This window comes from Haloarcula sp. 1CSR25-25 (assembly GCF_032027985.1).
Taxonomy (GTDB): Archaea; Halobacteriota; Halobacteria; order Halobacteriales; family Haloarculaceae; genus Haloarcula.
Genome location: NZ_JAHYBW010000004.1, coordinates 1 through 24111, shown reverse-complemented (window position 1 = coordinate 24111; position 24111 = coordinate 1). Strand labels below are relative to the sequence as shown.

Below are 24111 nucleotides of genomic sequence, written 5' to 3'. Positions count from 1 at the left end.
GTCGTCGATCTAGTCAATTGTCAATGGAATCGGGCAGGATGGACTCTGAGACGGTTCTACAATCGTTCCGTGGTCTGGGACTGAGCTCCGGTTCTATGGACTCACAAAGTAGTTTCCCGGATAGCTGATAGAGGAGTCAACCAAGTGTAATTTTCCAGTGTATAATCGTATAATACCGTCATGGAGCAAACAATTACCGATACTTCGGGCGAGTTTATGATTGTTAAGACACACCTACTTTCATAACTCCGTATTACCAATTGAATAAGAGGGGTGGACGGGAATTTCAGGATGTTTTTCATGTGACAAAGAACGTACCACAATTAATTGAGAGAAGAACGACGATTGTAGTGCAACTATAGCAGTCGTATCAGTACTGATGGTCCTGCTTTGCTGACACAACAGACGGACGGCACTGTCTAGTTCTGGATTACATCAGCTGGCGTTCGTCCGTCGAGTGCTTGGTTCGGTCGTTCGTGGTTGTAGTGGTGTCTGAAGCGTCGTAACCACTGTTTCGCGCTGGATTGACTGCCCCTCCAGAAAGAATGAAAGCGGTCGATTCGCATGGTCACAGTCTGGAACCACTTTTCGATGTGGTTCCGGATTCGGTAGTCGAGCCGACCGCTCAAATCGTGACGTGAGAGGGCAGTCAGATAGCCGCCAGCATCAACGAGAAACACTGTCTCGGCAACATCGTGTTTCTGAGTGAGCCGGTGCAGGAACGCCGCCGCGGGGTCAGTCCCGCGGCGGCTGAACACGTCAACTTCGAGAAGCAGCTTTGATTCAGTGTCGACAGCGGCGTACAACCATTTCTTTTCCCCGTCTACTTCGATTTGTTTCTCATCGACTGCGACCCGCGACGGCTCCGCCGTCGGCGGGTCGCTCTGTGCTTCAGACAGTGTATGCACCCAATTCCAGACTGCTCCGTGAGATCGATCGACACCCAGCAGGTCTAAGATAGCAACCGTCTCCCTGATCGACAGCCCCGCAGTATGGAGACGGACCCCAAACCGCCGGACGGGTGTCGGGGTGCGCTCATTCTCCCAAACGTCTTGTCTGTCCTCATCTAACGCGTCTCTGAGGAGGTCTGCGAGTTGCATGGTCACTTCTCGCTACGACCTCCTCGTTTCTCAAACTCGCTCAACTAGACAGTGCCGACGGACGGATGTGTCATTTCCTCGGTATTGTCGTCAAGAACGGGTACATCTCATCGTGGAGGTCGGTTAACCGTCACTGTTCATGATGGTCGATTAGTGCAAATTCAATACTGATAACATTAGGTTGAATACGAGAGTGATAGATCGCACTGCCGCCAAGACATAGCAGGTAGGAGGTTCTGTAAAAACTCTCGCGTGCGAGTGGACAAGGCAAGTGCGACGTCTCGTTGAGTTCATATGATTGTACCCTATATTTACGAGTTTACCTGAACTTCGCCGCGTATATGCTAATCCATTATCGTTTTGAACCGTAGTACGGATAATCAACGAAAACAGTCTATACTTAACCACGCCTAACTGTCATCACGAACCAGTCTGTTCGATTGGAGAAAGTTACGTGCCACCACTTCCGACACAGCATTTGCGTGTCCAGAATCCGAAGGTTTTAGCGCCACTGTTTAGAAGGTGTTAGTATGAAAGAATGGATCGGTAGCTACAACGAGCGTGACTGGCAAACGGCAGCAGGCGGAACCGTTCGGTACGCACTGTTAGGTCTAGGCTGGTGGACGATCGATTTGGCACTTCCAGCGGTTCAGAACTCTGACTTGGGTGAGGTTACGACGTTCGTCAGTAGTTCCTCGGATAAAGCCGAACGACTCGCCAACGAGAACGGTGTCGACCACGGAATCAGCTACGATGAGTTTCATGAAGGGAAGGCAAGCGACGCGTACGATGCCGTCTACATCGGGACACCGAACGCTTTTCACCTGGAATACGCCGAGACTGCCGCTGAATTAGGCAAAGCGGTCCTATGCGAGAAGCCGATGGAGTCAACAGTCGAACGAGCTCGTGAAATGGTGGACACCTGTGAGGACGGTGACGTCCCGCTGATGATTGCCTACCGTATGCAGACAGACCCCGCCGTTAGACGTGCAAAGGAACTCATCGAAGACGGATTTATCGGGGAGCCAGTGTCCGTATACGGCTCGAACAGCCAGCCGTTGCTTGAAATGACTCCGGACGCGGACCAGTGGCGGCTCGATCCGGAGCTGTCGGGCTATGGCACCTCCGTGATGGACCTAGGGATTTACTCGATCAACACGACTCGGTTCCTACTGGGGCGGGAACCACAGGCGGTGCAGTCGCAGATGAGTTCACATGCGGAAGCCTTTGAAGACGTGCCCGACGAGCGCTCGGGGGCGCTGCTTGCCCTGGAGGACGGCGTCAAGATGGTCACAACCGACAGCCAGAATGCCCACAAAGACACGCAACTGAAGCTAACTGGAACAGACGGACAGATCGAACTCCGTCCTGCTTTTCACGGGAAAGCGAAGCTCTGTTTATCAAGAGACGAGACCACAGTAACTGTCGAACACGAAAGTTTTGACGCGGAGGACGAGATGCGAGAGGAGTTCGACTACTTCGCCGATCGCGTTCTGACTGATGCAGAAATCGTCCCGGATGGCCGTCACGGCCTCCAGGATATGCGCATCATCCGGGCAGTCCACGAAGCCGCCGAAAGCGGTGACGTCGTCGAACTGTAACTGAATCGTTTGGATTCGTCCCATCCTCTCTTATTTTACTGGAATGTATTCCTGTGTGGACAGCAGGTGGCGATTGTACAGCACTGCATACCCGGTCGCACGACTGCATTACGATCGGTGTGTGACTCGTTTCAAAGAGGTACAATTGTGTTATCAGATTACCGTATAACAGATCACAACAGCAGTCCGTTATTGTAAATAGTGTCGGGTTGGTCGACATGTTAATTTTTATTATTTCGGATACCAAGGGATCATTGCCAGGGATGAGTTTCAGCCAGTCGCCTGGTTGTGCTTGGATAGACTATCGACAGAGCCAGCCTTGAATTAGTCTGAATTATGCATCAGGCCCACATCATATGTATGATATCAGTCGACCGTGTTTCATTAGCTGAACCAATATAGGATAGGAGTAGAATACCCCGAATAGATTTAAATGAACGCCCAGATTCGACTCATACAGATTTAGTTTTCTACTATCAGTGGAGTATCCAAATAATATTCTGTGACGAAGTTTTTCAGTGAACCTGACCTGGTGTTTCTTAAAAGGTCTGTAACCTGAGATTGAGGGAGGGTCATAATAACATCTGTACTGCTGTTATTTATATAGCAGAAATTACTCCCACGGTTTCTCAGTAATCGCGATACTTGGACAAAATAGTGGCCACAACTATTGTATATCTATGTGGGACGGGAGGGGTTTGTATCTATGTTTCAGATTATATTGGTTATTTAGAGATATCAAACAACAATATAGTGTTATCTAATGCAAATAATATCACATTTGGATACAAATGAGGTGAAATATAAATAATAACGAACGTTATATTCCTTATTTGAGGCGGGAGCATCGATATCCCCCACAAGAGCCGTCGCGCTGGTGACAGTGTTAGTCACTGTAAGGGTACTGGCCGGCCGGTGACACGTCATTGTAGATGGGGCTGCCGCCAATGGTGCTCGCTGGGGCCGCCGCCAATGATTCCGAGGAAGGACGCTGTAGCCGACCCATTCGCACACATCACAACTGTTGACGCGGTCATCGTTACGATGGCCGCTGGCACCTATCTAACAAGGGCCGATGAACCGAGAACATGTTTTCGGCGCTCTACAAGGGTGATAATGCGGTCATCACGTTCCGTGCAGTAATGTAAGGAATAAAGGGCAAAAGGAGAAAACCGTATAGAGCCTGAGTTTTTATATGGCTGGTTAGACAGCAACTCGAGTTGCACAGAGTGCGAGAACCAAAGTGTCTATGAAACCTGGTTATCAATGCAACTTGGGTCGTCCCAGTGAACTTCCCCATCCTATTCGGTCGCAGAAATGGCCGTTGGCTCATCACGAAGGGGTTTCCTGTTCCCACGGCGAAATGTGGAGACACACCCGGTTGTCACCACTGCAGATCTGGAGTGAAGTCAGATACAAAGAGGTCTCTACCGATCGGAGATAACACCACAGTGTCTGGAGTAACACCGCAGTAGAGAGTTTCTAAGTAACTATTACTGCGGACATAGTGGCGTATGACGCGTAGGTCAGAGACGCGGTCGAGTGGACACCACCATGTCCGCTGTTCTAACATGGCTGGGAAATCATCAATAGATTACTGCGGACATCGCGGTGATACCTATTCACACCCACACCACCATGTCCGCTGTTCTCCGACTTCCAATCCGGAACTGCGGACATCACGGTGTGTTTGGAGGTCATAGAAACCCCTGAAATCGACTGTAGAAGTAAGTACAACGGTTAAAATCCGAGAATTGGCTTGAAGAGACACTCCCACCCCACTTTGTCCGCTGTTCTTCGAAAACAGTCAGGGGAGGGTAGAGCTGGCGGTAATGTGTGAGGGTGAAAGCATCTGTACGAACTGGATCTAGTGTTAAATTACGGTGTAGCATGTTGCCATAGCGTTGTAGCGTATTACCCTACAACTCGATAAGCGCATTACGGTCTAGCTCATTACGCATTATAATAAACTTTTCCACTCATACGGTCTTTCGTTTCACCCCCCTCCCTCGATATTATAGTTACTACGGACATTGTGGGGTGGGAGGGTCCCCGTCTTTATTTATAAGCTAGAGAACGGCGGACACTCCGGACACTGCGGACAGGGGTGGTTTTATGTGGGACCCTTCCGATGTATCTGGTAACGACTATGGGGATGTTTGAACGTGACACCGAGATTTACTTGGACCGGGATGCTCTTCGAGAGGACTATCAACCTGAGAATCTCGTCGGCCGTGATACCGAACTGAACCGTTACCGAGCCGCTCTCCAACCGGTAATCAACGGAGAACAGCCCAACAACATCTTCTTGTACGGTAAAACAGGGGTCGGGAAAACTGCCGGCACGCGGTACCTGATTGACCATCTCGAGGAAGACGCTGCGAAATACGAGGATATCGACCTCACGGTGAAAATGTTGAACTGTGATGGGCTCTCAAGCAGTTATCAAATCGCTACTCGCCTCGTCAACGAGTTCAGGGACGAAACGAGCCAGATCAGTACAACAGGATATCCCCGTGCGACGGTGTATGATATGTTGTGGACCGAACTCGACTCCTGTGGGGGCACTATTTACATCGTCCTCGACGAAGTCGACCACATCGAAGACGATAGTATCCTCTATCAACTCCCGCGTGCGCGAGCGAACGATAACTTGAGTTCCGCAAAGATCGGGATCATCGGAATCTCGAACGACTTCTCTTTTCGCGATGATCTCTCCCCGAAAGTCAAGAGCTCACTCTGTGAGGAGGAAATACAGTTCCCTGCGTATGATGCAAAAGAACTGATCCAAATCCTCCAACAACGTGCTGACGTGGCGTTCCACGATGGTGTGCTCGAGGACGGTGTTATCGAGCTGTGTGCTGCCTACGGTGCCAAGGACGCCGGTGACGCTCGACAGTCACTCGATCTTCTGATGAAAACTGGTGACCTGGCTCGGGATAAAGACACGGACACGATTTCGGAAGAACTCGTCCGTGAAGCCCGCGATGTTCTGGAACGGGGCCGGATTCAGGAAGGCATTTCGGGACTGACCCAACACGGTCATCTGGTCGTGTACGCAGTGGTCACGCTCGATCAGGAAGGAAAGACTCCAGCCCGCACGCGGGATATCAGACCCCGTTACACGAACTTTGCCGAAAAGGCAGGTATAGATCCGCTTGTTCCACGCCGGATGCGTGACCACCTCGGTGAGCTGTCGATGTTGGGTATAATATCGGCCATCGAACGGAACGAAGGCCGTCGTGGGGGAACTTACCGTGAATACTCACTCGAGATGGACCCTGAAATGATTCTTGCAGCGCTTGAGAAGACCGTCGACGACGTCGGTATCCACAAATCTGTCACGAATCTCGTTGGCAGCGAAGCGACGCTCTCTGACTTCCAGTCGACGTAGGAACAGCGGACATGGTGGTGTCGAAACCGACTAAAGTGGAGTGGTTTTCAGGATATAGAACAGCGGACATGGTGGTGTGACCAATGGCGCTACTACTCATCTGGAACTACTCATCTAGAGTTATTTCGTGACCCCATAGAACTCCGGACACGGTGGTGTCAAACAATCGTGTCTCGATCTTTGATTCTCAGTATGACTTAGAATATATCGATGCCGCCATTCCCAAATCAAACATATCGAGCACGTCCACTAGACACTATCACATCAAGATTGGAGATTCTGTTTCTCATTTTCTTCGAGATAGGTGGGTCGATGGGGGGCATACATACCGAGTTTATCATATCACACGTAATGTCCTGTGTCCGGGTGACCTGTTCGCTCGTAGACTGTTGCTGTCAGTGGCCGACAGGTGGACTGCTCTATCATCCCGAATTGTCTCCACATGGTTACGATACCTGCTGCTGTAGCCCGACAACCTGCTCGAATACGCCGGCTGTGTACCAAAGCGCAGTGTTTCAATCACAGTGACACCGACGCAGTCACGTGATAGCGACTAACAATACGGCTCTGTAATATAGTTCGACTATATAGTATAGCTATACCGTTAGAATATGCCAAATGGCGTTTCTGAGTCACTCAACCCAACCGGAGCCAGGCCACAGCAGAGCGACCCAGCGTATCGACGACCTGATATTTCGGGGATTAGTCCCCTGCGATAGTACTGTTCCGAAGTCCCCCTGAGGAGATTGAACGGTCCTGTCGATGAAATCTAGTGGGGCCATTAGCGTCTGTTATAAAAAGTATATGGTAACAATACACATGTATCGTCATGTAATCTGTGTCTAGTGTGAGGACGTTATCTCACTATGCAACAATTCTCCAGACGGCAGATACTCGGCGCGGCGTGTGCGGGCATAGCCCTGTTCTCCGGGTGTAGCAGTGATCAAACCAGCGGGTCAGATGGGACCGAGGATGGTGGCGGTGCCGACGTGACTCCCGAAACATCTGGGGCTACCGCTACGGACGAGCCAGCGAATGGCGGAACCGATAGTGGGTCGCCGCAGTTCGGTCAAACGGCACGGTTCCCGGACTCGTATGCGATGACTGCAACGATGCGGTCTGAGGGCCAGACTGTCGAGATGACTGGCCGTTTTTACCAGGGGGACATGTACTGGTCAGTCAATCAGCAGGGACAACAGATGGAGATGTATCACATTGGGAACAGCACGTATACTGTTTCTGGTGGGCAGTGTTTTCGGGGAACGATGCGACAAGGGATGGACCGAGATGAGGTTAATCCCGGTAGATTCTCCGATCAGCCACGGCAAAACCCGGATGTCACACCGGTCGGTCGGGACACTATCGATGGCGAGGAAGTGCTGGTGTATGAAATCTCTCAGAGCGGCTCTCGAGAGCCGGTTACGTACTATATCCTCGCGGACTCCGGATATCCGCGGCGTATCGAAGCCGAGTCCATGCGGTGGGACTTCCACTCGTGGGGGGCTGTCGAACCGATCCAGAAACCCGATGGGAACTGTCGGTCGATGTCCGGCGGCGGCATGACAGCTGGCGGTGGAACCTAACCACTCGTTCGGTCACGTGCTTACGGTAACTAATACCTCGATGTGTCGTTACGATGATCAGTCCTACGGGGCCTGAAGCGGCTGTACAGATTTATTGTTCACGCGATGTCCGACGTTCGATCGGCAAGACAGATATTGGGCGTCCGGTCTGCACCTCCCGAAACCAAACCCACACGGAGAAGGGTCTACCGACAGTGTACGGTCGGAATATCTGCGTTTAGACCGCTTCCGGGACACCAGTGATGTTAGTAGCCGAGGCGCTCGCGGATGAGAACCACCGTGGTGCGCTCGTCTTCGAGTTCCTGGCGGAGTATGAGCTGTTTGGCAATCGCGGATTCGACGCCGTACGCCTCCTTCGCACGCTCGTTTTCGAGTGGGTAAGCGACGGTCTCCAGTCGGTCGAGCGCGTCGTCTAGCGTGGGCACTATCTTGTTCACTCCGCTGACAATGACGACGTTACCAGCGGCGAACGGGTACGCACCGATGCGGCTCCCCGAGCGGTCCGCCGCGACGAGTTCGCCGGTCCGAGAAATACCGTTGATGCCCCCGAGGAAGTAGTCGGCCGTTTGCGACTCTCGGCGAGCAGCCTGGCGCTGTGCGTCGTCGTCGATACTCCAGATTTCGTCGGGTAGGCTCTCCCACTCGTGGTCTCCTTCGCTCAGGTACTCGACGAACCCGATATCTTCGAGCGTTGTCGAGTGGCCGTTCATCACAGACGCCCCTGCAGAGATGAGTGACTGAAGTTCGGTGAGCGCATCGTCAGCCGAGTCAACGACTATGACGTCGAACCCGTTTTCCTCCAGATTCTCGACGGTCTCATCAATGGACTCTTCGGAGGCCAGTTCATCAAGTGACTCATCAACATCCGTTTCGTCTACGTAATCTGATTTCTGTTGAGACATACTGTGTCAGGTGTATCAGCATCTACAGAGAAGACAAGCTATTGGAAAAGTGCTCGCAGACACCGGTGTCAGGTAGTAACATCGGTGATACTCCGCTCTTTCACTGGGCCACGATGAGTGGATGGACGCGTCAGTCGGTCGGTACCCTCCCACCGGAGCGCCTCGAACCAATCAGATACAACTGGCACGTTACCCCCTCTCAATTGAACGGAATCTATGACTGGAACGCATATCAATTATTGAGAACCGGAGGACAGCATATATTGCCCTGTAACGGTCATGTTACGATACTAATGAATATGATGCGTAAAGAGACTACAAACACTATGGAGTCACCCTGGAAATCGGTACTGTTCTGTCCGGGGTGCAGCTTTCAGAGCAGTATGAGCGGGGGAGACTGGGACATTTCGAGCACCCGGCGAACGACCACCTATCACTGTCCGGAGTGCAAGCACTGTTTCAGTGTTTCCAAACGCGTATAACACTCTCACAGAACTCATTTTCGGGGCTGTCGGAGGTCGATAAGACGTAATCAAGTGGCCTGTAGGCCCTGCTTTGGACGGCTGAGGACATAATCGGTATAATTTCCGACGTCGACGGTATCGGTACTGTTGGAGCGCTATACGCCGCTGCATTCCTGTTCGCCGTCCATCCTCGCGAGGCACGTACCGAAGAGCGTCAACTCGAAGTCGTCTGTTAAAACAGGCTGAATAGAACCTCTCCAACTAATCTCCGCCGGGACAACGAGTCATCTGACTGTGGTCTGGGGGTTTTCGCGCTTGATGGCGCATGAAGGGGCCACGTTGGCGAGGAGCACGGAACCGTTGACATAGGACCCCTAGGTAAAACTCTAATATCTATAGTCTATTAGAACACTATCTATACACAGCTTAAGGTAACTGGCGACTACTTTTACTAGTATACACCAATCAGGCTGGCACATGACAATCCAGACCTTGATTCTACAACCCTATGATAAGTTCCGGCGTATCAAACAGGCCTCAGGTGAGGTGGGCTTCTATTGAGTACCCTGGCACGCAACATCAGCTCCTGGCTCGTCGTTGTCGTCGTGGTGGCCGCCAGTGGGACAGTCGGGACGACAGTCGCATTCCAGGATTCGGCACAGGACATACAGACGAAGAATGATGCGCTCCGCGCTGAAAACGAGGAATTGCGCGAGCAACTCAACGAGAGTCGAGAAAACCGACGGGCCGCGCAGAATCGCAACGAAGAACTCGAAAAGCAGTTAGAAACCCGTAACGAAGACGTCGACGCGTTAGTCTCGGAACTGGAAAAGAAAGAACAATTGCTTAATGCCAGCCGAACCCGGCTCGCGGAGTCTCAGGAAAGCCAAGCGGGCATGTCTCGATCTGAAATGGAAAAACGGCTCGACTACCTCTGTGCACAGCGGGAGAACAGAGACAGATTCGGCTGCCGTCAGTTCGGTCCAGATGAATGAGGGCTGGAGGCTGGGAGTACCAGAGCGAAGCCACGTTTTACCTGCCGATTCAAGTTACAGGTGACGAGTCTACTCCTCACGAAAAATAGCTTCGATAATACGTCGCTGGTACGCGGTTTGTATCTTGACAAAAGACGGAGGGGGCAACTAACACAGCCCCACCGTACTACATATCACACCGGTTCTGTTAGGTCAGATATCCCATGTCCTTGAGGTGAGAAAGCATATCTTCATCGAATTCTGACTCTTCTCCCTGTGAATGGGCCATCCACTGGATTCCTTGTCGGTTGACGACTTCCGATAGTTCCTGAACGATTTCGGGATTGGCCTCGCTCACGTCCTCTGTCTCATCGGGAAGTTCGTACAACACCTGGCGATGGCTGTTCCCGAGATATTTATGCGTTGCCGTCCGGACGCATGTGTACGGCGCTTCGAAGAATTGCGACGTATCGAACTCCGGATTGTACTTTGTATACTCGTCCAGGTGAGCGACGCCCCGTTGGCTGATTCCCCACTCCCGGTTCCCTTCTCGAAGGTCTCGACCTTCAAACTGCTCTGTGAGGGTTCCCGTGACGTTTGCCAGGGTATACGTCATGTCGATGTGCTGTGTGATATCAGTGCTCGTTGATACGATGCCATCGATCCCGGAGACGACCATTGGAACGTTGATAAGTTCGTCTCGAAGCACTAGATTATGCCCGAGAAGCCCGTATTCGCCGAACATGTCTCCATGGTCTGCTGTGATTACGATAATGAGGTCACGATCCGAGCGTGATCGAGCGGCCTCAACGATCTGTCTGACCGTCTGATCAGCATACCGTATCTCAGCGTCGTAGAGGGTCTTGGCTAACTCGGTCTGCTGTGGAGATAACTCCCTTCCGTTTGCCATCCGGTTCATAATTGCTTCCGTCCCGTCGTATATTCTCTCGATAGTGTCATACGCTGAAGGCAGGTCTGGACCGTCGTAATACTGCTTCGCCACGCTTGAAATCGGAACGTATGGATGGTGTGGGGACGGAACGTGGACGTACGAAAAGAGCGGTGAATCAGTGTCGGAACTGTCCCGCATCCACCGTTTAACTCGGGTCGCTACCAACTCATTGGTACTGTTTTCGACATCACGCTTCAGCATACTCAGATCCACTGTCGGATTTTCTCGGAATCGCTTTAACGCCAGCTTCCAACTGAGTAGCCCAGTCTCGTCGAATTTCGCGAAATTTTCCTTACGTAACTTGATAAGTTCGCTATGATTGAACCCCGAATTAAGTCCTGTCGCATCACTGATATACGACGACGGTGAGAAGAGAGCGGTTTCGTATCCTGCTTCAGAAAGGACCCCGGGTAAGGTGTCTAAACTAGAGTGCAGTTTTCGCTTGACTTTCCCGTCTCGACCGACATTATGTGTCGATAAATACGTCCCCGTAAGGATCGATGCGGTTGACGCTGGGGTCCACATGGACTGGCTGATACAGTTTTCCAGCACAGTCGAGTCCGGTGAACCGGCTAAACTGTCGATGAATGGGGTGGTATTCCGTTCATACCCGTACATCGGCGTATGATCAGCTCTGACACTTTCTAATGTCACCCAGAGGATATCACTATTACCCACCATGACAATTCCAAAGACTGGTTTATAATTAGTTACATGCCGTCTACCACTCATGTATCTAAATAAATAGCTCTTATATCGAGGGATAGCATCGTTGACAGGGTTGTATAGGATATAAAGAACAATACTCACGACTGGACGGCCACTCTCGACATTCGACACGTAATCGCACTTGAGACCGAGCGGACGCGCAACCTGAATATCTTCTTCGGCAAAACTCGGTTTATTTGACAAGATTACAATTAAATCTTGAAACAGTATTTCACGAACTCGATAAGGACCCATAGCGGAATCAAAAACACAACCAGAACCAACCCGAGAACGAGATGGACACTGATGTCGGCCGACATCGACTGAGTTTCCGAAGGAGACGGACTCAGATGACTTTGGGGAGTCCTATGAGAATTTGGACAGGAACATCCGGTAGACAGGTTATTCATTGCTGTCAAATCCTCTCTGGTAGTTTGCTGATTTTTTGACGTACACGGATACCACCGTTGCTATATCAGGGTATTTAGAAGCAATAACAATAAGTAGACGCTCTATTCTTCGCGCGGACAAATATCGAAGCAACGAAAATCGTCGACTACTATCCTGTTGATTACTTTGGACTCGAAACTCGTTGACCGTCGACTTAAACCGCAATAAATCGGATTACAAAATATTCTTCAAGAAGAGAATCCTTTGGTTTGTGAACCCGACAATGACGACATAATCTACCACTGATAACGCAGCAAATCGCTGTTGGCGCGTCCGGCACGCAACAGTCTCAATGGTCGCCCCAATGTTGATTTCGACGGTATCAGCTACGACAAAGCGAGTTATCCGTGAACCAGCCGCGTTAATTCGGTAAAACTCGCCCCCAAATCGCCCTCATGGCTTGGCCCCCTTATCATCTCCCGCCCGATACGTCGAGTTGCAATGTTCGAAGCAGATCCGCTGACGATGGTCCAGTTCGCAAACGATGCGGCCCAGACGGTGATGCAGGCAGGCCCACCGACAGACCTCCCCGGTCAGGTCCCGGACTTCGTCGGGGACATCCTGGCTGAGGTCAGCTCCATGGCCGGCGGTGAGTCCAGTGTCCTCGGTGAGTCGATCAGCGGCATGACCCCTGACGGCAGTGAGGCCGGGGCCGCAGAGAACGCGAGTTCGGCTGTGAACGGGGCCGCGGACAATGCCCCTGGGAAATAAGCACGCAGTGGTTCCAACAGTCGGATTTGAGCGAGACAGTATGGAAATACCGTCCTGGCGCTGAACGCTTCTTTTGACCTCCCGACGCGTCAATCCTGCAATTCGGTCACCAATCCTGCGGGAGAAGAGACCGAACACCCTACCTGGCAACAGCGAGGAGCCAGCAGAAGTCGTATCTCACTGCCTCACAAATACACTAGCACCCGCGCGGGGTAGGGACGCGCTCTTGATAATCCCGGGTCAGTGCCTGATTTGGAATGGAGTTACCCTCATGATTAAATAGTATGTAGACCACCATTTGGGTGGATTCCATGGTACCAGTTAACGACCTACAAGAGATGTACCGCGACATGGTGACGGCACGTCACTACGAGGAGCGGTTACAGGAGGAGTACCTGGAGGGAAAACAGCCTGCCTTCGACATCTCGGCAGGACCGATTCCCGGCGAGTTACACCTCGCGGCGGGCCACGAGGCGTCAGGTGCAGGCGTATGTCAGCACCTCCGGGACGACGACACAGTGACCGCGCCGCACCGACCCCACCATATCGCCATCGCGAAGGGCGTCGACCTGAAGCGAATGACCGCCGAGATATTCGGCCGCGAGAACGGCCTCGGCAAGGGGAAAGGCGGGCACATGCACCTGTTTGACCCCGACGCCGGATTCGCCTGTAGCGGCATCATTGCGGAGGGGTGTCCCCCCGCCGCGGGTGCAGGCCTTGCGGCCAAGAAACGCAACACCGACAGCGTCGCCGTCGCCTTCCTCGGCGAGGGTGCCATCGATCAGGGCGCGTTCCTCGAATCACTGAACTTCGCGGCCGTCCACGACCTGCCCGTGGTCTTCGTCATCGAAGACAACGACTGGGCCATCAGCATGCCGAAAGAGCGAGTCACCGACGTGCAGAACGGCGCCAAGCGCGCCGACGGCTTCGAGATGCCCGGCGTTCGCGTCGATGAGGACGACGCCACCACCGTCTACGAGGCCGCGGGCGAGGCCATCGGTCGCGCCCGCGACCGCAACGGCCCGACGGTTATGGAGGTGCAGGTCCACCGTCGGATGGGCCATTTCATGGGCGATCCGGAGAGCTACCGCCCGGAGGAAGACCAAGCAGCCGCCCAGCAACGTGACTCGATTGAGCGACTGGAAGGCGACCTGCGTGCACACGGCGTCGACGACGACATCATTGAGACCCTGCGCGAGGAGGCGCATAGCGCCGTCGAGGAGGCAATCGAGTGGGCCAAGTCTCAGCCAGAACCCGACCCCGAGGACGCCTACGAGGATATGTGGGTGAACCCGCCCAGTGGCGTGACCGACAGCGAGCCCGAGCACGACCTCGCAGGAGGTGACGACTGATGTCAAAACAGTCCAAGAAAATCGACCGCGACCTGACGATGAGCAGAGCGATGGTCGAGGCTATCGCCGACGAGATGCGCGACAACGAGGAGGTCTTCTACATGGGCGAGGATGTCGCCGACTACGGCGGCATCTTCGACTCCACGGAAGGCCTGCGTGATGAGTTCGGCTACGACCGCGTGATGGATGTTCCCATCAGCGAGACGGCGTACCTCGGTGCGGCGGTCGGGGCCGCACAGGAGGGGATGCGTCCCATCGCGGAACTGATGTTTGTCGACTTCTTCGGTGTCGCGATGGACCAGATATACAACCAGATGGCGAAGAACACCTACATGAGCGGCGGGAACGTCTCCGTGCCGATGGTCCTGACCGCTGCCGTCGGGGGGACCTACAACGATGCCGCACAGCACTCCCAGACGCTCTATGGCACGTTCGCCCACGTCCCTGGCATGAAGGTGGTCGTCCCGGCGACAGCCTACGACGCCAAGGGACTGATGCACAACGCCGTCCGCGACGACGACCCCGTTGTCTACATGTTCCACAAGCGCCTGATGGGAATCGGCTGGCTCCCCGCCCCCGACGGGCCCAAGACACCCGTTCCGGAGGAGGACTACACCATTCCCTTCGGGAGCGCCGATATAAAACGCGAAGGCGAGGATGCAACTATCGTGACGCTCGGCCTGCACGTCCACCGGGCGCTGGACGCCGCCGCAACGCTGGCCGAGGACGGCATCAGCGCGGAAGTCGTCGACCTGCGCTCACTGGTGCCGCTTGACACCGAAACCATCGTCGAGTCCGTCGAGAAGACTGGGAATCTCGTGGTCGTCGACGAGGACTACCGCTCCTACGGTGTGACGGGCGAAATCGTCGCCAGCGTCGCCGACGAATCGCTGGCCGCGCTCGATGCTGTCGAACGGGTCGCACTGCCGGACGTTCCGATTCCGTACTCCCGCCCGCTGGAACAGGAGGTCGTTCCGGACGCTGAGGACATCGCTGCCGCCGTCGAGCGGACGCAATGAGCGATACCACGGACCGCGTCGCGGTGACGGTTGCGGACTGGCCGGACGACGCCGACAGCGACGAAGGTGTCGTCGTTAACTGGTTCGCGCGCGAGGGTTCGCGCATCGACGAGGGAGCGAGTCTCTGTGAGGTCCAGATCGATAAGGTCAGCCTGGACGTGTTCGCGCCGACGAACGGGACGCTAACGGAAATCGTCTGTGGCGAGGACGACGAGTTTGCACTCGGGGACACGCTCGCCTGGATAGAACCATGACGGGGACGACGCACCGACCATGAGCGGGGACGGACCCGCCGAGCGGACCATCCGTGAAGAGCGGTCGCTCACGCCGATGCGCAAGACCATCGCCAACCGTCTACAGGAGAGTTATCAGGAGGCCGTCCACGTGACGGTCAACCGGACTATCGACGCCGAGGAGCTGCTGTCCGCCGCCGACGCCGCAGAGGCGACAGCCGAGGGGGCCGACCCGACGGTGACCGACATCGTTCTGTGTGCGCTTTCGGACGCGCTGGCGGCCCACCCGGCGTTCAACGCCACCTTTGAGGACGGGACCCATCGCCTCTATGAGGAACAGAACGTCGGCGTCGCAACCACAATCGAGGGGCGGCCTCGTCACGCCCGTCATGGCGGATATCGGATCGCTGTCTCTGAACGAGATAGCAACCGAACGCCGGCGTCTAACCGAAAGGGTACAGGCGGGTGACTACACGATGAGTACGTTCAAGGGCGGAACATTCACGATATCAAACCTCGGTCCGTTCGGGGTGGACTCGTTCAATCCGGTCATCAATCCGCCCGAAATTGCGCTTCTGGGTCTCGGCCGCATCAGTGAACCTGCCGTTGCTGTCGATGAGGACGTGACCTTTCGCCGGCAGATGACGGCAAGTCTGAGTTTCGACCATCGGGTGGTCGACGGCGCTGACGCCGCACGGTTCCTGAAGACACTGGCGGAGCACCTCGGCGACGCGTCGCAGTACGTCTAGTCGACTATACCGAACAATCGAACCGCAAAGCCCTCAAGTCGTCCTGTCCGAAAGAACCGGGAAAGAACGCTATCAGGAGTTCAAAGCCGTCAGTATTTTCGACATCCTTGGCCAGCCGCTGAAATAAACCAACGACAAGGCTAACCAACAAAACGGGCTGTGGCTGCAGTGTTGGTTAGAAAATGGAGATCAAGGTCTGCAACCGATGCCTTCGAGCAGCTCCAGGCTATCGACACCGCGGATTCCGATGCGGAACTGGCGATAACGTCCGAACGGAACGAAGCGGAGTGGGAAGACAAACTGGAGACTGCACGCGAGAAGGCAGACATCACAGCTTCGAAAGGAACGCTCACGACTCTCCTACCAACACTATCCGCAATAGTTCAGTACAGGTAGTACAGCGCGCAGGGGGAGCCATCCAGATGTAAGAGCGGTCGAGGCCCAAAGTGGGATTTGAGCGTCCCCCACGATTTTATGAACCGGAAAGCTCTCTCCCCACGTGAACCGACGGACGTACCTTGCATCGGTATGTGCTGGTGGCGTCGCCACAACAGCAGGGTGTAGTACAGTGTCGAGTAGCAAAACACTCTCTGAACCGACTGTGAATGCGGAATCAAGTGGGAGGAAGACTCTCATTTTTACAGAGAACGACGAGGAAGTAGGTCACTTGGGTGTCGATGGAAGCGTTACATCCGATCGTATCGACCTCTCGACCGAGATATGGCACCAGGATGGGACGAATGTAGAATCCATCCAACTGAGAGTCTGGATGCCCGAAACAGCAATGGAATCCCCGGCAGAGGTCGCCGTCGTCTCGCCAATTGAGGGGGATAGCTCCCCACCACCATCGATAGCACTCTATACGCCTGAACAGGCCCTCGGAACGATCATCGAAATTACCGATCTTGACGACCTCGCAGATGAAACAATCAGCACGATCAATCTCATCGTAATTCCGGGTTCAGAACCGGCTACACGCCTCAATATCCACACAATCATCGAACTCTCGGGTGGCGGCCCTCTCAGTAATGACTACACGTTGGATGGCGAACTCCAGTTGCGGTATCCACAACTCACCGACACGTGATCGAATGGCCAACCACTGGTCAACACCTACCCCACCACTTCCGCTGGTAGCTGTGCAAATTGCTTCCACCGTTACTGACCGAGGTGTACCAAGACATGAAGAGACCACACTCCTCTTATCTTCGCCGTAGATACCCTAAACCAGACTGTCTGAGACGTGGGATGGCGGTGTAGGACCAACTTCTTCCCAGATATATTGACTTCCCCGGCCTCCACGCTGGTCTGATTCCGAAGAAGCCCAGCAAGCTCGAATCACGTCCTACGTTTGAGGAACACACGGGCTAACTACGTCTGAGGAACACTTGGGCTAACCTACAACTGTCCGAGCGCTCCTGCTTGTTGGTTAGCTTTTACTGAACCCCTATTGAAGAAGCCTTCATCTGCTGTTAGTCCTGTTCGGTCAGCAGGAAGTTTCCACCCATTTTTATTACAGCCTGTCCAATCGCAGTTACCAGTGAGGGGCTGACCGGTCATGATAGCAGTATACCATGCAATCAAAAGTAAGCTGTTTACAACCGGTTGTAAAATCTCTAAAGAGTTCTGCGCTCGTTTCAAGATGTATTCTCACCGCCGTGAAAAGTGCTAAACTATCCGGCAGACAGTGAAGTGAATCAAATATATGCTGACGGTCTGCGGTTTATATGCGGATGCCAGTGCATTGGTGTAGTACACAACCCTCCAATGGCTACCTCTGATCTCTCTATCCCACGCCCCCCGGCTGCCGAATCGAACGTGCAATCACTGTTTGCGATGGTCGTCGAAACGATCGTCTCCGTCTTCCAGGGAGTCGCCTTCTGGGCGAGCATCCCGCTCCCACTTGTTATCGCGGGCACGCTCGCGTCCAACGTTGTTGCAGCACAGCCCCTCCTGGTTAGTGGCTTAGTCGTCCTGAACATTGTCTGTGCCATCTTCGGGCACAACTACTCTCCAAGCGCATGACCGCCTCGATGCCCACCGCCAGCGACTCCGACCACCAATTTTCAAAAACAGCGCTGTTCTGCCCAGCTTGCGAGCACGCCAGCCCTATCGACGGTGACTGGATCATGGACGATTCAGTCCATCGCGACCGCTTGCTCTGCCCCCGCTGCGGCACCGTCGTCGTTGACCAGCCCAACCTGTAGTGCTGGTCGCGTCACTTGTGGACGAAATCACCGTGGACCTTGTCGCTCACCTCGAACCGTGGTGGGATCCAAGTAGCGGGACGTTTGCTCCTTTCCACGAGCCAAGTTCACTGGCTGTGGGGTGGAAGCCGCCGGCCGACCCACGACACACTTTATTGAATCTGGTGTGGACAGCGGCCATCTTGATCCGGATATTTCAGCAGAACGCTACTACGAGCTCGGGAATCCAGCACATGACTGGCGGTGGGTGCTTGACGAACTGGGTCTATCGCGATGAGAACCCATACTAGCGACGTATTGCACGCGTAGGAACAAAGTTCACTCACTCTCGAACGCCTCTGTCGTCACATCCGCGAGTTCGCTCGCTCCGATACGAGAGCACATTTCGCTCGTGGTGCTGGGGTCCTTGTATCGCAGCGCCCGCTGGCCAGCCTCGAAGCCAACGTTTCGATACAGGAACTCCCCGACGCCACGGCGGCGTGGGGAGTGATGTACTCCTTCATGCCGTTCACGTCGATATCGCTGGCCTCACACAGACGTTTTAGAGTCGACCGGACACCGTTGGTCGAGATGTACGGCGGCCGGGTGTCGTGTTCGCGCAGTGCGTCAAGCAGATCGTCCCCGGGCCCGGCATCATCGGGAAGCTGGTCAATCTCTCTCGTTGTAGAAGCGATGCTGAATATGCTCCTTCCATCTTGGACGGCGTTCAGAAATGAGAAACCGAATCCGCCGATACTGTACACCGGTCGGTCAGTTGGCGTTTCCGTTACTGTTTCCCTGTTGGAGCCTCTCCCAGTTCTGGCGGCCTTCTTTGAGGATGTCGTAGGCAGCATCGCGTGAGTCCCAGCCCTTGATCACGATTTCTGCGTCGCCGGGTTCTAAATTCTTGTAGGTACGGAAGAACTCCTCGATGACGTCCTGTTGGTGGTCGGGAATGTCCTCTCGAACCTCGATATGATCGAATCGCGGGTCATCGGCAGGCACCCCGATTATCTTGTCGTCCTTCTCGCCTGTGTCGTTCATACGAATGACCGCAACTGGCCGAAGGTCGAAAATGCACCCCGTGAACAGACCGTCCTCGGTCAGGGCCAGGAAATCGAGCGGGTCACCGTCGCCGCCAGCCGTCTGCGTGAAAAAGCCGTAGTCACCAGGGTAGGCGACCGAACTGTAGAGCGCGCGGTCGAGTATGAAGCCCGGAATATCCTTTCGGTACTCGTACTTTATCTGTCCGCTCTTCTCTATCGCAGCAACGGCTGTCGCCGTCTGTGGGAAGTTATCGTTCTGTTCGACACCGTCAACCAGGTTCATGGGTTCGTGGGGGTTCATTGAATCGGATTCGCCGTGTTTCGCATGTGCGTTGCCGTCTGCCGAAGCTGCTGCGCGCTCAACTGCCGATACCCCGGCCAGGCTTCCGACGCCCGCGAGGAACGAGCGACGAGAGGCCGAGGGTGGCAGTTCCCTTTGGTCATCTGCCATGCGAGTAAATCCCCCGACACGATAGTATTAGACGTTTATAATAGGTTGATATATTGTTACCATTCGAGATGGATAGGTGTAGAACAGTATATAATCGAATAATTGATTGTATGGTACTTGTCATTCTGTCCGCGAACATTCGATTAGCGCCACTCGCTTTAATTATACCGTATAAATACTATCACTCTTTGATGGCTCTCGAAAGGCGTGGTAAGTCAATTCTCTGAACGGAAGGATTCGGCCGAATTCATGCTCCACAGTGCATGCTGACTGGCGCTCTGTATGCAGCAGGACTGCTGAGACACATCACAGATTGAGTGTTCAACAAGGCCGAATAGATTCGATGCTGACCAGATGACCCGCGAAACGTACGTCAAATGTGTCAAGGAACCTCGGCATATGGATTGATTTCAACCTCCCGGAAGACCCGCGGACGAGTTGGCGGGATGTATATGAAGTTCACACTCACAGGCGATCCTGAAGATATAATGACTCGGATTGTCGATGATACCCGCCTGGAGGATAGCCGAGCAGCAAGGACTCCTCAGCTCAGTCGTGAATGCTCAGCCGAATGTGTTCCACGAGGAGTGAGAACTGGATCAAGCATTTGGTTTGGAACATACCTCTCATGGTTTTACACATCGATGACGGGGGAAGGGGTGTGACCGTGCACTCAATCGAAATCACTTATTGCTCGGTCACTGGAAATCGGTTAGCTTTGTCTCACGTGTCTCTGAGAGTTCTTGTTGAATGTCCGTGCGGTCCCATCCAAGCGGAGAGGGCACCGTTCCAGCGTGGAGCCGCGTGATGGCGTCCTGAAGACTGTCGAGCAACCGCTGGCTCGTTACGATCCGCGAGAGTGTGGTCGTCGTCGCGTGACCGTTTGCGTCAACCCAGAAGGCGGAGCCGCCGTTCATGAGCAGATGATCGAGCACGATGGACTGGAGAAGCGGGATATCGCGACTGACGTCCACATCGAGCAACGTGATACCGTCATTGAGCGAGGGGAGCAGCATCTCGTTGGTCGCTGGATTGGCCTAATCAGCAAGGGTTTGATTTCTGTCTGTGCCTCGGCCCGGCTGGTCTACCGCGAACCGCTTCGATTTCGCCGGTACTTGCTCGGACATACTCGAATAGAGACACCTATCTCAGATAAGCCGCGGCGTGGCGTATCCGCGGCACAGGAAGGCAGGAGACTGGTTGTCTCCTCTCCTCTATCCCCGGATCTCTGCCATCGACTGGCCGCTTCTGAGGAGGGTTCCAGAACTAGATCCCCTCGTTCTAATGGTACGCTCTTGTGCAAAGCTACGGAAACACGGCTGTGGCTTTTATAATCAATCTTGCCTCAGGTACTGTAATCAGGACCATATCGATAGAATTCGTTTTGCGTAGGAAACGCTGCTATAGCGATTTTACTGCGTCTTTCCACGGTTCTACATAAGAGTCCGACATCTTAACCAACAGTTCCGACTGCTGTCCTCCCATTGTTGGTTAAGCAACTCTTATTTCTGGAGATTACTTAATAGAATAAATACGCTGGCAAGGTTCTAAGTACCTGTAAGTGCTATATCATATATGGCACTGTCCGACCCATCCAAAGAAAACAACCCGGGTCACTACACTGTCGACGGTATGGCCGTCAAACGGCCAGACGGGTCCGACCTCGTCAAGTTGGGAGACGACATCTCCCCCCAAGATGGAGAGGTGTTCTTGGACCTCACAGCAAGCGACTCGGTAATTGTAGCTTCGTACGACTCCGGTACGGGTGTCGTGATGATCAATGTCGTCGGGTCCGCGAAGATGGACCGCATTGACGCCGAAACCCTCGATAAGCTATTGAGTCACACGTTAGAAATCGGGTCGTGAACCACTGACCCTGAGTAGTACCGTACTACTCAGAAACGATGTGCGGGGAGGGGGTCCTCATAGTTAATTCACCTTCAGAAAACACGCTAAGCGGGAAAGTTGTCCGCTGTAGCAGAGGACTCAGAGTATGGTTCCATTTGTATATCGACCTCCGACAGGATACGTCCCGGAATATGAGTGAAAAGCAAGTACCTTCTACGGACCCGCGAAAAGGTGGTCCGTTTATGACTGAACCGACGCCGTAGGAGGTCCGCCAGGCTTCTATCTACGTATGCATGGTACTGGTTTGAGCACAATTCACAGCGAGAACGCGGCGGGCTCTGGAGACCTGATGAAGCGACACGAGGGGAATAGGGGGAATGGAGTGCGTGAGGAGGGCATGTCAGGGGGCACTCGGTGGGCTCCAGCCCCAAGCGGGGAACGGGCGAGGGCGATGGTGGGCAGGTGCGTCGGATACTTTTCGGGGACCGCCTCCGACCGGCGGCTACCTACACCTACTGGCCGATGTGCACTAAAACCACATAGCGAGTTTCTGACTTGGAAACTCTGTTTCGAGGTTCTACAAGCGTGGAGGTGGCCGATTCGGTCGAGTATGCACACCACTAGTACACGACGCTCCGTAGTGATTGGACGGATGGCGGAGCGGCCAGACTTGGCACACGCCATGCCAGGGAGACACTGTATGATTAGCTCGCAGCGTGGATTGACGGGTTGGACCCGTTTAGCAACGTATCCATTCTGAGGACGACCTCAATTAGGACGAGACATCCTACTGCTGTTCGCTTGCCGGTTGCAATCTCGTGTCGGGGGAAATTGCTGTCCAGCGGCAGCACCACAGTGCCGATTCACTGCGCCTTCTCGTCGGCTCATCTGTCCATCTTGAAAATGGGCCGATCTCCGTTAACCGTTGTGAATACGCCAACCCCATCCACGGGGTTGTAGCGATTAATTTGCCAATACAGAGAGGTGACGTATCGCACTGGCCGTCGTTTTATACACCTTCTGTCACGAGCGGCGTGTAAGACTTAGAGTATGTACGAAGCACGGGCGCGTTCAGGCACGGTTCGATGGCAGCGAATGAGTCTCAGCCGCTGGTGGCAATCACGATCCGGGGGTTCATCCGTTCGACGACGAGCAGGCACTTGGCGAAGCGCCGGCGGCGGTCACGACTCGACACCTCCCCTCGAAATCGTCGTCGTCCGTGTCCCGAGCTGCCCGCTCGGCTGTCCGGCGGATCACGCCGCGGACGCCGGGTCGTTTCAAATCGATAAAGCATCTTTCGGACCAATGTTGTGTTCGTTCTGGTAGCGCTGGATGTCGTGCTCGACGTTGTCGGGAAGGAAGGCATTGTGGGGTTTCCCGCCGTTGCCGCTGGTGTCTTTCCCGGCTTGGACACGGAGCCGATATTGCCCGCTGTCAGTCTGCTTGATGTCCCTGGTCGGACCTGCGGTATCTCCAAGGCGCGTAGACCGACGAACGCACCGAACTGGATACTGAGGTCGTCGCGTTGACTGTTGGTGGCTCGCCGGAGGACCTCAATCTCATTGTCGGTGAGCCAGACTTTGTGTTCGTTCCAGTCGGTGGCTTCGACACACATTACGATTAGTAAAGTTTCACAGCAATAGTGTCTGGAGTGTGGGAGAAAACGGAGGGTAGACACCGAAATCCGAGTGTAAATTAGGGCTATTTGTTACGATTTAATGAGACAAGTCATTAGTTAATATCTACCGTGCGGTAGGTACGCACAGCAGGTCCGAGACCGTCCATTTATATATACCCCACTCATCGGATGTGATGCGAAGGTCGCACCGGGCAGCGAGCCCGGGTCGACAACCCAACGCCACCGTCGAGGTGGTCTGGGTCATTCGCTTAGAGCACGAGGCCATCCCGGCTCCGTGCTCGTGTATGAGGATTCCACCCCTGCGGTCCGCCGTCAAGATGGAATCTGATGTGAGCCCACGGACCCATGCAGTAGTCAGCACTGGTGTAGGAACCAGTGTGTTAGCTTCCGACGGAGTGCAACCACTTCCGCCGCTGACTTAGTCAGCACATTCCGGTTGATCCTGCCGGAGGCCATTGCTATCGGAGTCCGATTTAGCCATGCTAGTCGCACGAGTTCAGACTCGTGGCATATAGCTCAGTAACACGTGGCCAAACTACCCTACAGACCGCGATAACCTCGGGAAACTGAGGCCAATAGCGGATACAACTCTCATGCTGGAGTGCCGAGAGTTGGAAACGTTCCGGCGCTGTAGGATGTGGCTGCGGCCGATTAGGTAGATGGTGGGGTAACGGCCCACCATGCCGATAATCGGTACAGGTTGTGAGAGCAAGAGCCTGGAGACGGTATCTGAGACAAGATACCGGGCC

General features: G+C 54.1%; 18 protein-coding genes, 1 rRNA gene and 3 pseudogenes. 15 read left to right on the top strand and 7 right to left on the bottom strand.

Features of this window, described 5'->3' with window-relative positions:
- Positions 1 to 419 precede the first annotated feature (419 nt).
- Complete coding sequence (locus tag KZ498_RS13000) at positions 420 to 1100, bottom strand: IS6 family transposase (protein ID WP_312619347.1); 681 nt, start codon at positions 1098 to 1100, stop codon at positions 420 to 422.
- 530 nt (positions 1101 to 1630) lie between these two features.
- On the opposite strand from KZ498_RS13000, the gene gfo6 reads away from it, so the two are divergent.
- From gfo6 to KZ498_RS12985, 3 genes are all read left to right on the top strand, one after another.
- Positions 1631 to 2701: a D-xylose 1-dehydrogenase Gfo6 gene (gene gfo6, locus KZ498_RS12995; protein WP_312619345.1), complete on the top strand. Its 1071-nt coding sequence runs from the start codon at positions 1631 to 1633 to the stop codon at positions 2699 to 2701.
- Between the two features lie 2149 nt (positions 2702 to 4850).
- On the top strand, positions 4851 to 6095 hold the full coding sequence (locus KZ498_RS12990; protein ID WP_312619716.1) for an orc1/cdc6 family replication initiation protein: 1245 nt from the start codon (positions 4851 to 4853) through the stop codon (positions 6093 to 6095).
- Between the two features lie 866 nt (positions 6096 to 6961).
- Positions 6962 to 7678 (top strand): hypothetical protein, encoded by a 717-nt coding sequence (locus KZ498_RS12985; RefSeq protein ID WP_312619344.1) that lies wholly within the window; start codon positions 6962 to 6964, stop codon positions 7676 to 7678.
- A gap of 245 nt (positions 7679 to 7923) precedes the next feature.
- On the opposite strand, the gene KZ498_RS12980 is transcribed toward KZ498_RS12985, so the two are convergent.
- Positions 7924 to 8580 carry a lactate utilization protein gene (locus KZ498_RS12980; protein WP_312619343.1) on the bottom strand — a complete coding sequence of 219 codons (657 nt, stop codon included), beginning with the start codon at positions 8578 to 8580 and terminating at the stop codon, positions 7924 to 7926.
- A gap of 1021 nt (positions 8581 to 9601) precedes the next feature.
- Between KZ498_RS12980 and KZ498_RS12975 the strand changes: the two genes are divergently transcribed.
- Entirely contained in the window at positions 9602 to 10039 is a 438-nt protein-coding gene (locus KZ498_RS12975) for a hypothetical protein (protein ID WP_312619342.1), read from the top strand.
- 187 nt (positions 10040 to 10226) lie between these two features.
- Here KZ498_RS12975 and KZ498_RS12970 read toward each other — a convergent pair whose 3' ends face one another.
- Positions 10227 to 11651: a sulfatase-like hydrolase/transferase gene (locus KZ498_RS12970; RefSeq protein ID WP_312619715.1), complete on the bottom strand. Its 1425-nt coding sequence runs from the start codon at positions 11649 to 11651 to the stop codon at positions 10227 to 10229.
- 918 nt (positions 11652 to 12569) lie between these two features.
- Here KZ498_RS12970 and KZ498_RS12965 point away from each other — a divergent pair.
- From KZ498_RS12965 to KZ498_RS12930, 8 genes are all read left to right on the top strand, one after another.
- Complete coding sequence (locus tag KZ498_RS12965; RefSeq protein ID WP_312619340.1) at positions 12570 to 12839, top strand: hypothetical protein; 270 nt, start codon at positions 12570 to 12572, stop codon at positions 12837 to 12839.
- Between the two features lie 338 nt (positions 12840 to 13177).
- Positions 13178 to 14191: a thiamine pyrophosphate-dependent dehydrogenase E1 component subunit alpha gene (locus tag KZ498_RS12960; protein ID WP_396276131.1), complete on the top strand. Its 1014-nt coding sequence runs from the start codon at positions 13178 to 13180 to the stop codon at positions 14189 to 14191.
- Positions 14191 to 15210 carry an alpha-ketoacid dehydrogenase subunit beta gene (locus tag KZ498_RS12955; RefSeq protein ID WP_312619337.1) on the top strand — a complete coding sequence of 340 codons (1020 nt, stop codon included), beginning with the start codon at positions 14191 to 14193 and terminating at the stop codon, positions 15208 to 15210. The genes KZ498_RS12960 and KZ498_RS12955 overlap by 1 nt, the downstream gene beginning before the upstream one ends.
- Positions 15207 to 15464 (top strand): lipoyl domain-containing protein, encoded by a 258-nt coding sequence (locus KZ498_RS12950; RefSeq protein WP_312619336.1) that lies wholly within the window; start codon positions 15207 to 15209, stop codon positions 15462 to 15464. The genes KZ498_RS12955 and KZ498_RS12950 overlap by 4 nt, the downstream gene beginning before the upstream one ends.
- 19 nt (positions 15465 to 15483) lie before the next feature.
- Entirely contained in the window at positions 15484 to 15912 is a 429-nt protein-coding gene (locus tag KZ498_RS12945) for a 2-oxo acid dehydrogenase subunit E2 (RefSeq protein WP_312619335.1), read from the top strand.
- Positions 15833 to 16192 carry a 2-oxo acid dehydrogenase subunit E2 gene (locus KZ498_RS12940; protein WP_312619333.1) on the top strand — a complete coding sequence of 120 codons (360 nt, stop codon included), beginning with the start codon at positions 15833 to 15835 and terminating at the stop codon, positions 16190 to 16192. The genes KZ498_RS12945 and KZ498_RS12940 overlap by 80 nt, the downstream gene beginning before the upstream one ends.
- Before the next feature lie 499 nt (positions 16193 to 16691).
- Positions 16692 to 17279, top strand: coding sequence for a hypothetical protein (locus KZ498_RS12935; RefSeq protein WP_312619331.1), 588 nt, complete (start codon positions 16692 to 16694; stop codon positions 17277 to 17279).
- 680 nt (positions 17280 to 17959) lie between these two features.
- Positions 17960 to 18217, top strand: coding sequence for a hypothetical protein (locus KZ498_RS12930; protein ID WP_312619330.1), 258 nt, complete (start codon positions 17960 to 17962; stop codon positions 18215 to 18217).
- Positions 18218 to 18743: 526 nt separating this feature from the next.
- On the opposite strand, the gene KZ498_RS12925 is transcribed toward KZ498_RS12930, so the two are convergent.
- A complete protein-coding gene (locus KZ498_RS12925; RefSeq protein ID WP_312619329.1) occupies positions 18744 to 19142 on the bottom strand; it encodes a hypothetical protein in 399 nt (132 codons plus the stop codon).
- A 7-nt stretch (positions 19143 to 19149) separates the two neighbouring features.
- The gene (locus KZ498_RS12920; protein ID WP_312619328.1) at positions 19150 to 19875 is read right to left on the bottom strand and encodes an inorganic diphosphatase; all 726 of its coding nucleotides are present in this window, start codon (positions 19873 to 19875) and stop codon (positions 19150 to 19152) included.
- Between the two features lie 333 nt (positions 19876 to 20208).
- On the opposite strand from KZ498_RS12920, the pseudogene KZ498_RS12915 reads away from it, so the two are divergent.
- Positions 20209 to 20466: pseudogene (locus KZ498_RS12915) on the top strand (cell division control protein Cdc6); the annotation flags it as partial.
- A 218-nt stretch (positions 20467 to 20684) separates the two neighbouring features.
- Here KZ498_RS12915 and KZ498_RS12910 read toward each other — a convergent pair.
- A pseudogene (locus tag KZ498_RS12910) lies at positions 20685 to 21002 on the bottom strand (hypothetical protein); the annotation flags it as partial.
- Between the two features lie 448 nt (positions 21003 to 21450).
- Between KZ498_RS12910 and KZ498_RS12905 the strand changes: the two are divergent.
- The gene (locus KZ498_RS12905; RefSeq protein WP_312619325.1) at positions 21451 to 21741 is read left to right on the top strand and encodes a hypothetical protein; all 291 of its coding nucleotides are present in this window, start codon (positions 21451 to 21453) and stop codon (positions 21739 to 21741) included.
- A 991-nt stretch (positions 21742 to 22732) separates the two neighbouring features.
- On the opposite strand, the pseudogene KZ498_RS12900 reads toward KZ498_RS12905, so the two are convergent.
- Positions 22733 to 23338: pseudogene (locus tag KZ498_RS12900) on the bottom strand (site-specific integrase).
- Between the two features lie 453 nt (positions 23339 to 23791).
- Between KZ498_RS12900 and KZ498_RS12895 the strand changes: the two are divergent.
- Positions 23792 to 24111: ribosomal RNA gene (locus KZ498_RS12895) — 16S ribosomal RNA — on the top strand; the annotation flags it as partial.

Bases quoted from the DNA above. Each gene is read 5' to 3' on its own strand.
- KZ498_RS12960 (WP_396276131.1), top strand. From the start codon at position 13,178: ATGTACCGCGACATGGTGACGGCACGTCACTACGAGGAGCGGTTACAG.
- KZ498_RS12945 (WP_312619335.1), top strand. From the start codon at position 15,484: ATGAGCGGGGACGGACCCGCCGAGCGGACCATCCGTGAAGAGCGGTCG.
- KZ498_RS12965 (WP_312619340.1), top strand. From the start codon at position 12,570: ATGTTCGAAGCAGATCCGCTGACGATGGTCCAGTTCGCAAACGATGCG.
- KZ498_RS12940 (WP_312619333.1), top strand. From the start codon at position 15,833: ATGGCGGATATCGGATCGCTGTCTCTGAACGAGATAGCAACCGAACGC.
- KZ498_RS12955 (WP_312619337.1), top strand. From the start codon at position 14,191: ATGTCAAAACAGTCCAAGAAAATCGACCGCGACCTGACGATGAGCAGA.
- KZ498_RS12970 (WP_312619715.1), bottom strand. From the start codon at position 11,651: ATGGTGGGTAATAGTGATATCCTCTGGGTGACATTAGAAAGTGTCAGA.
- KZ498_RS12950 (WP_312619336.1), top strand. From the start codon at position 15,207: ATGAGCGATACCACGGACCGCGTCGCGGTGACGGTTGCGGACTGGCCG.
- KZ498_RS12920 (WP_312619328.1), bottom strand. From the start codon at position 19,875: ATGGCAGATGACCAAAGGGAACTGCCACCCTCGGCCTCTCGTCGCTCG.
- KZ498_RS13000 (WP_312619347.1), bottom strand. From the start codon at position 1,100: ATGCAACTCGCAGACCTCCTCAGAGACGCGTTAGATGAGGACAGACAA.
- KZ498_RS12980 (WP_312619343.1), bottom strand. From the start codon at position 8,580: ATGTCTCAACAGAAATCAGATTACGTAGACGAAACGGATGTTGATGAG.
- KZ498_RS12905 (WP_312619325.1), top strand. From the start codon at position 21,451: ATGGCACTGTCCGACCCATCCAAAGAAAACAACCCGGGTCACTACACT.
- KZ498_RS12990 (WP_312619716.1), top strand. From the start codon at position 4,851: ATGGGGATGTTTGAACGTGACACCGAGATTTACTTGGACCGGGATGCT.
- KZ498_RS12985 (WP_312619344.1), top strand. From the start codon at position 6,962: ATGCAACAATTCTCCAGACGGCAGATACTCGGCGCGGCGTGTGCGGGC.
- KZ498_RS12930 (WP_312619330.1), top strand. From the start codon at position 17,960: ATGGCTACCTCTGATCTCTCTATCCCACGCCCCCCGGCTGCCGAATCG.
- gfo6 (WP_312619345.1), top strand. From the start codon at position 1,631: ATGAAAGAATGGATCGGTAGCTACAACGAGCGTGACTGGCAAACGGCA.